The sequence below is a fragment of the Streptomyces sp. NPDC055013 genome, assembly GCF_053608645.1.
Window position 1 is genome coordinate 1 of the sequence record NZ_JBSGVW010000077.1, and the last position, 7152, is coordinate 7152.

Sequence of the window (7152 nt, forward strand, 5' to 3'; positions counted from 1 at the left end):
ACGGCGGCAAGGGGACGTGCCGGGGGGTGTCCGCCCGCAGTGGCCGGCGTCAACACGCGGTACCTCTTGGCCTAAGGCGACCGCCGGTCCGAGGACGGACACCCCCCCGGCACGGCCCCGACCCACCACGAAACCGTTGGCGCTACGCGAACCCCCACCAAACATCAACAGGCCGCCGCAGGCATGGGCCCGCGGCCGAAGTCGGCTATCGCCGCCGTCTGTGCAGTGCGATTGCCGCTGCCGTGCCCCCGGCCACCGCGCCCACGCCCGCCGCCGCCGGGATGCCGACCTTCGCGGCCTTTCGGCCGGTGCGGTAGTCGCGTAGGCGCCAGTCGAGCTTTCGGGCGTGTTTGCGGAGCTTGGCGTCCGGATTGATGGCGTAGGGGTGGCCGACGAGGGAGAGCATCGGGATGTCGTTGTGGGAGTCGCTGTAGGCCGCGCAGCGGGAGAGGTCCAGGCCCTCCGCGGAAGCCAGGGCGCGGAGGGCCTCCGCCTTGGCCGGGCCGTGCAGCGGTTCGCCGACCAGCTTGCCGGTGTAGACGCCGTCCACGGATTCGGCCACCGTGCCGAGGGCGCCCGTCAGGCCGAGGCGGCGGGAGATCACCTGGGCGATCTCGACCGGGGCTGCCGTGACCAGCCACACCTTCTGGCCCGCGTCCAGGTGCGCCTGGGCGAGGGCGCGCGTGCCCGGCCAGATGCGCTCGGCCATGTACTCGTCGTAGATCTCCTCGCCGATCGAGGTCAGCTCGGCGACGCGGTGACCCTTCACGATCGACAGGGCCGAGTCGCGGGCGTCCTGCATGTGCTCCGGGTCCTCGACCCCCGCCAACCGGAACCACGCCTGCTGCCAGGCGAACTTGGCGAGGTCGCGTGTCTCGAAGAACTTCCGCTTGTACAGGCCCCGGCCGAAGTGGAAGAGGGCAGCACCTTGCATCACGGTGTTGTCCAGGTCGAAGAAGGCGGCGGCCTGCTCGTCGCCGAGTACCGGGAACTCCGGCTCGACGTCGGAGACCTCCGTCGCTTCCTGCGACGACTTGCGCGCTGCCTCCGCCGAAGCCTCGCCAGCCAACACGCTCCGCGCCGTGGCGGAACGCCTACGGGGAGTGAGCCATCCAAGAGCGGCCATGACCGTGAGCATAGCCAGTTTGTTCGGTGCTTCCGGAGTCGAGAGGTTTGGAGGTTGTGAACTCTCCGCGACCGCGCAGTTAAACAGCGTGGTGATGCGTCCCGTCAGCACCCGTTCGGAGTCCGCCCCGCACACGCGCGTCGGCGCGCGAGAATGGCTGACATGAGCCCCCTCTTTCGTCGCGCCGCAGCCAAATCCCCCCAGGACCGGCTCGTCACCCTCATCGGCAAGCCCGACTGTCATCTGTGTGATGACGCACAGATCGCCGTCGAGAAGGTGTGTGCCGAGCTGGGGGTTCCGTGGGAGCTGAAGGACATCAACCAGGACCCCCAACTCCATGACCAGTACTGGGAACAGATCCCCGTCGTCCTCGTCGACGGAGCCCAGCACACGTTTTGGCGCGTGAACGAGGATCGCCTCCGCAAAGCACTGACCGGGTAGTCCAACTACTCCGAAAACGGCTTAGGATCGACGGCGACTTGGTCTCGGGGGCGGGGATCGTTGAGGAGAGTGTGCGGTTTTGCCCCCAAGAGTTGAGGAACGGTGGTGCGTATGCGCCGGTTCCACATCAGCGCGCCGGGCGTGCGTGAGCCCGGTCACGTTGGGCGGGCAAATCGGACACCATCTTTGTGCACGCGTTCACAAAGACATAGCCTGCATTCGACGGGGCGGTCTAGGTACGTGTGACCGCCTGCCCCCACGCTCTACCCGCAGGAGCACCGTGGCAACTGGCCGAACTCACCGACCGGCGACCCGTAGCCGAGGGATTCCCGAGGCCACCGTCGCCAGGCTTCCGCTGTACCTCCGCGCCCTGACCGCACTGTCGGAGCGCTCGGTACCCACGGTCTCCTCCGAGGAGCTCGCGGCCGCGGCGGGGGTCAACTCCGCCAAGCTGCGCAAGGACTTCTCGTACCTCGGGTCGTACGGAACGCGCGGTGTCGGCTACGACGTCGAGTATCTCGTCTATCAGATCTCCCGCGAACTGGGTCTCACCCAGGACTGGCCGGTTGTGATCGTCGGTATCGGTAACCTCGGCGCCGCTCTCGCCAACTACGGCGGGTTCGCCTCCCGTGGCTTCCGGGTCGCCGCGCTCATCGACGCCGACCCGGCCATGGCCGGCAAGCCCGTCGCCGGGATCCCCGTGCAGCACTCCGACGACCTGGAGAAGATCATCCAGGACAACGGCGTGTCGATCGGCGTCATCGCCACCCCCGCCGGTGCCGCCCAGCCGGTCTGCGACCGGCTCGTGGCCGCCGGGGTCACCTCCATCCTGAACTTCGCGCCGACCGTGCTGACCGTCCCGGACGGCGTCGACGTGCGCAAGGTCGACCTCTCCATCGAGCTGCAGATCCTCGCCTTCCACGAGCAGCGCAAGGCCGGCGAGGAGGCCCACGCCCACGCCGACGGCGCCGGACCGGCCGCCGTCACCCGTGAGTCCGACCGATCCACCGACCAGGGGCCCGACGGGGACGTACCCGCCGTGATGCCGGCATGAGTCTCCTCGTCGTAGGGCTGAGCCACCGCAGCGCCCCGGTCAGCGTCCTGGAGCGTGCGGCGCTGAGCGCGGACGCCCAGGTCAAGCTGCTGCAGGACACGGTCGCCGCCGAGCCGGCCACCGAGGCCGCCCTGCTGGCCACCTGCAACCGCATCGAGCTGTACGCCGACGTGGACAAGTTCCACGCCGGTGTCGCCGAGCTGTCCACGCTGCTCGCCCAGCACAGCGGGGTCGGGCTCGACGAGCTCACGCCCTACCTCTACGTCCATTACGAGGACCGGGCCGTCCACCATCTGTTCTCGGTGGCCTGCGGGCTCGACTCCATGGTCGTCGGAGAGGGGCAGATCCTCGGGCAGATCAAGGACTCGCTCGCCAAGGCGCAGGAGCTGCACAGCGCCGGGCGGCTGCTGAACGACCTGTTCCAGCAGGCCCTGCGGGTCGGCAAGCGCGCCCACTCCGAGACCGGCATCGACCGCGCCGGGCAGTCCCTGGTCACCTTCGGCCTGGAGCAGCTCGCCGGCGGTACGGACGTCACGGCGTGGGCCCGCGGCAGGAAGGCCCTGGTCATCGGCGCCGGCTCGATGTCGTCGCTGGCCGCCGCCACGCTCGCGCGTGCCGGTGTCGCCGAGATCGTCGTCGCCAACCGCACCCACGACCGCGCCGAGCGCCTCGCAGCCCTGCTCGCAGAGCAATACGGACAGGGCCTTGGTGAGACCGACGGTACGGACGTGCCCGCCCGCGCGGTACCGATGGAGTCGGTGCCGGTCGAGCTGACACGTGCCGATGTCGTCGTCTCCTGCACCGGAGCGACCGGGCTCGTCCTCACGGCCGAGGAGATCGCCGCAGGCGTGGAGGGCCGTACCGGTCAGCCGGTCGCCTTCGAGGAAGCCGGCGACGGCGTTCGTACGGCTGCCAAGGCGCCGGCCGCCAGGAGCGCCGCCGACGCCACCGACGTACGGCAGACTCCGCTGCCGCCCACCAGCGTCGGCACCGACGAGGACTGCCCGCTGGATCTCGGCTCCGTGCAGGGAGGTTTCTCTGTCATGGGGGAGGCCGCCGTCGCCGGTATGGACGCGGCCACTCTGGAGCAGCACGCGGCCTGGGCCGCGGGCAGCGCCGTCGACCGCCGTGAGGCCGCCCGGCGCAGCCCCGAGGCCGACGCCGAGCTGATCACCGCGCTCGCCGCGACCGTGGCCACCGTCGGCCGGATTCCCGAGCGCCGCAAGCCCGAGCCGGTCGTCGAGGCGTCCCGCCCCGCGCCCGTGCTCGCCCTGCTCGACCTCGCCATGCCGCGCGACATCGACGCCGCCGTGCACCGGCTGACCGGGGTGCGGCTGGTCGACATCGAGTCGCTGGCGGAAGCCTCCGCCGACGCTCCGATGGCGGCCGACGTCGACGAGGTCCGCCGTATCGTCTCCGACGAGGTCGCGGCCTTCGGGGCGGCTCAGCGGGCCGCGCACATCACACCCACCGTCGTCGCGCTGCGCACGATGGCCGCCGAGGTCGTGGCGAGCGAGATCGCCCGGCTGGAAGGGCGGCTGCCCGGGCTCGACGACAAGCACCGCGGGGAGATCACGCAGACCGTCAAGCGGGTGGTCGACAAGTTGCTGCACGCGCCGACGGTGCGGGTCAAGCAGCTTGCGGCAGAGCCGGGCGGCGCGGGGTACGCGGATGCCCTGAGGACCCTGTTCGACCTCGACCAGGAGACGGTGGCCTCCGTCTCGCGCGCCGAGGACAGCACCGAGAAGGACCGAGGCCCACGATGACTCAGCAGGCACTACGGCTCGGCACCAGGCGCAGCAGGCTCGCCATGGCGCAGTCCGGGCAGGTCGCGGACGCCGTCAGCCAGGTGACCGGACGGCCCGTCGAGCTCGTCGAGATCACCACGTACGGCGATGTCTCGCGCGAGGCCCTCGCGCAGATCGGCGGCACCGGCGTCTTCGTCACCGCCCTGCGCGACGCGCTCCTCAAGGGCGAGGTCGACTTCGCGGTGCACTCCCTGAAGGACCTGCCGACCACGCAGCCCGAGGAACTGGTCCTGGCGGCCGTTCCCGAGCGGGAGGACCCGCGCGATGTGATCGTCGCGCAGGACGCCCTGAAGCTCACCGACCTGCCGCGCGGGGCGCGCATCGGTACGGGTTCGCCGCGCCGGATGGCGCAGCTCAACGCGTATGCGCGCAGCCACGGGCTGGACATCGAGACGGTCGCGATCCGCGGGAACGTGGATACGCGGATCGGATACGTGCGCGACGGCGAGCTGGATGCGGTGGTGCTGGCCGCGGCCGGCCTGAGCCGTATCGGCCGCATCGACGAGGTGACCGACTTCCTGTCGGTCGACACTGTTTTGCCCGCCCCCGGCCAGGGGGCACTGGCGATCGAGTGCACCGCGGACAACGCGGACCTGATCGCCGCGCTCGGGGAACTCGACGACCCGTTCACGCGGGTCGCCGTGACCGCCGAGCGCTCACTGCTCGCCGCCCTGGAGGCCGGTTGCAGTGCACCTGTGGGTGCGCTGGCCGACCTTCTGGCCGACGGGCAGATTGTCAAGGAAATGCGCCTGCGGGGCGTCGTCGGCACGACCGACGGCACTCGTATGGTGCAGCTGTCCACCACCGGTCCCGTGCCCGAGACGCACGACCAAGCGCTTGCGCTGGGTCGCGAACTCGCTTCCGAGATGCTTGCCCAGGGCGCGGCCGGTCTGATGGGGGAGCGAGCACAGTGAGCCCCACCACTCTTCCCGCCGGCCTTGAACACGGGCACGTCACCTTCCTCGGTGCCGGACCCGGGGATCCGGGGCTGCTGACTCTGCGCGCCGTCGAGGCACTGGCGAACGCGGACGTACTGGTCGCCGAGCACGAGGTGCTCGACGTCGTACGTCAGCACGCCAGACAGGGCGTTGCCGAAGTGCATACGGACACGGGTCCGGATTCGGACGCCGCCGTGGGCACAGGCACGCCTCAGCTAGCGGTTGTTGACGGCGCGTCAACGACCGCTGGGCTACCCGCAGTGCGGGATGCCGCACATCTTGTCATGGAGGCCGCACGGGGCGGCAGGCGGGTCGTGCGTGCGGTGTCCGGGGATCCCGGGCTCGACACGTACGCCGCCGAGGAGATGCTGGCGTGTGCCGCGGCGGGCGTGCCGTTCGAGGTCGTGCCGGGTGTCGCCGCCGCCGTGGGCGTGCCCGCGTATGCCGGTGTGCCGCTGCGGGACGCGCAGGGCGCGGACGTGCGGTTCGTGGACGCGCGGACGGCTTCCGACCGGTGCTGGACCGAGGTCGGGGCGTCGGACGGGACGGTCGTCGTGTCGACGACGCTGGATTCCGTGGGCGCGGCCGCCGGTGAGCTGGTCTCGGCGGGGCGCAAGCCCGATACGCCGATGACGGTGACCGTCGCCGGTACGACCACTCGGCAGCGGACCTGGACCGCGACCCTCGGGACCATCGCCCAGACGCTCAAGCAGGCCAAGGTGCTGCCCTCGCCCGAAGGCGGGCGGCCGGTGATAGCCGTGGTCGGTGAGCGTTCCGCCGCCGCCCAGCGCGACCAGCTGTCGTGGTTCGAGTCCAAGCCGCTCTTCGGGTGGCGGGTGCTCGTGCCGCGTACGAAGGAGCAGGCGGCTTCGCTCTCCGACCAGCTGCGGTCGTACGGGGCCGTGCCGCACGAGGTGCCGACGATCGCCGTCGAGCCGCCGCGGACGCCTCAGCAGATGGAGCGGGCGGTCAAGGGGCTCGTCACCGGGCGGTACGAGTGGATCGCCTTCACCTCGGTGAACGCGGTCAAGGCCGTGCGGGAGAAGTTCGAGGAGTACGGGCTCGATGCCCGGGCGTTTGCCGGGATCAAGGTCGCCGCGGTGGGGGAGCAGACCGCGAAGGCGCTGATCGCGTTCGGTGTGAAGCCGGATCTCGTGCCGAGTGGGGAGCAGTCGGCTGCGGGGCTGCTGGAGGACTGGCCGCCGTACGACCCCGTATTCGACCCGATCGACCGGGTGTTCCTGCCTCGGGCCGACATCGCCACGGAGACGCTGGTCGCCGGGCTCATCGAGCTGGGCTGGGAGGTGGATGACGTCACGGCCTATCGGACCGTGCGGGCGTCGCCGCCGCCGGCGGAGACACGGGAGGCGATCAAGGGGGGTGGCTTCGATGCCGTTCTCTTCACGTCGTCCTCCACTGTGCGGAACCTGGTGGGGATTGCCGGTAAGCCGCACAACGTGACGGTGATCGCCTGTATCGGGCCGGCCACCGCGAAGACTGCCGAGGAGCATGGGCTTCGGGTGGATGTGATGGCTCCGGAGCCGTCTGTGCACAAGTTGGCTGAGGCGCTCGCCGAATTCGGGTTGCGGCGGCGGGCCGCGGCGGTTGAGGCGGGGGATCCTGTTACTCGGCCGAGTGAGCGGCGGCCGGGGGCGCGGCGGCGGCGGTCCACGACATAGGTGTGGGCGGGGTGTTTTTCGCCCCCGCCGCCCCTACCCGTCCCGTCCTCCAGGGGCGCCGCCCCTTCGACCCCGGGTCCCTGGGGGCTGCCGCCCCCCTGTCTCT

The 7152-nt window shown here is 70.8% G+C and carries 6 protein-coding genes; 5 read left to right on the forward strand and 1 reads right to left on the reverse strand.

What is annotated here, in order from left to right:
• Nucleotides 1-205: 205 nt before the first annotated feature.
• Complete coding sequence (locus ACWGDB_RS41680) at nt 206-1126, reverse strand: HAD family hydrolase (protein WP_453827254.1); 921 nt, start codon at nt 1124-1126, stop codon at nt 206-208.
• Nucleotides 1127-1279: 153 nt separating this feature from the next.
• Here ACWGDB_RS41680 and ACWGDB_RS41685 point away from each other — a divergent pair, with 153 nt between their 5' ends.
• From ACWGDB_RS41685 to ACWGDB_RS41705, 5 genes are all read left to right on the forward strand, one after another.
• Nucleotides 1280-1567: a glutaredoxin family protein gene (locus ACWGDB_RS41685; protein ID WP_453827255.1), complete on the forward strand. Its 288-nt coding sequence runs from the start codon at nt 1280-1282 to the stop codon at nt 1565-1567.
• 280 nt (nt 1568-1847) lie between these two features.
• A complete protein-coding gene (locus ACWGDB_RS41690; protein WP_328880091.1) occupies nt 1848-2621 on the forward strand; it encodes a redox-sensing transcriptional repressor Rex in 774 nt (257 codons plus the stop codon).
• The gene (locus ACWGDB_RS41695) at nt 2618-4387 is read left to right on the forward strand and encodes a glutamyl-tRNA reductase (protein WP_453827256.1); all 1770 of its coding nucleotides are present in this window, start codon (nt 2618-2620) and stop codon (nt 4385-4387) included. The genes ACWGDB_RS41690 and ACWGDB_RS41695 overlap by 4 nt, the downstream gene beginning before the upstream one ends.
• On the forward strand, nt 4384-5343 hold the full coding sequence (gene hemC, locus ACWGDB_RS41700) for a hydroxymethylbilane synthase (protein WP_369272694.1): 960 nt from the start codon (nt 4384-4386) through the stop codon (nt 5341-5343). Before ACWGDB_RS41695 ends, hemC begins: the two co-directional genes overlap by 4 nt.
• Nucleotides 5340-7046 (forward strand): bifunctional uroporphyrinogen-III C-methyltransferase/uroporphyrinogen-III synthase, encoded by a 1707-nt coding sequence (locus ACWGDB_RS41705; protein ID WP_391406628.1) that lies wholly within the window; start codon nt 5340-5342, stop codon nt 7044-7046. The genes hemC and ACWGDB_RS41705 overlap by 4 nt, the downstream gene beginning before the upstream one ends.
• The last annotated feature ends 106 nt before the right edge of the window (nt 7047-7152 follow it).

What these genes read in the sequence shown, in the direction of transcription:
- ACWGDB_RS41695 (WP_453827256.1), top strand. Translation starts at nt 2,618, where the DNA reads ATGAGTCTCCTCGTCGTAGGGCTGAGCCACCGCAGCGCCCCGGTCAGC.
- ACWGDB_RS41680 (WP_453827254.1), bottom strand. Translation starts at nt 1,126, where the DNA reads ATGGCCGCTCTTGGATGGCTCACTCCCCGTAGGCGTTCCGCCACGGCG.
- hemC (WP_369272694.1), top strand. Translation starts at nt 4,384, where the DNA reads ATGACTCAGCAGGCACTACGGCTCGGCACCAGGCGCAGCAGGCTCGCC.
- ACWGDB_RS41685 (WP_453827255.1), top strand. Translation starts at nt 1,280, where the DNA reads ATGGCTGACATGAGCCCCCTCTTTCGTCGCGCCGCAGCCAAATCCCCC.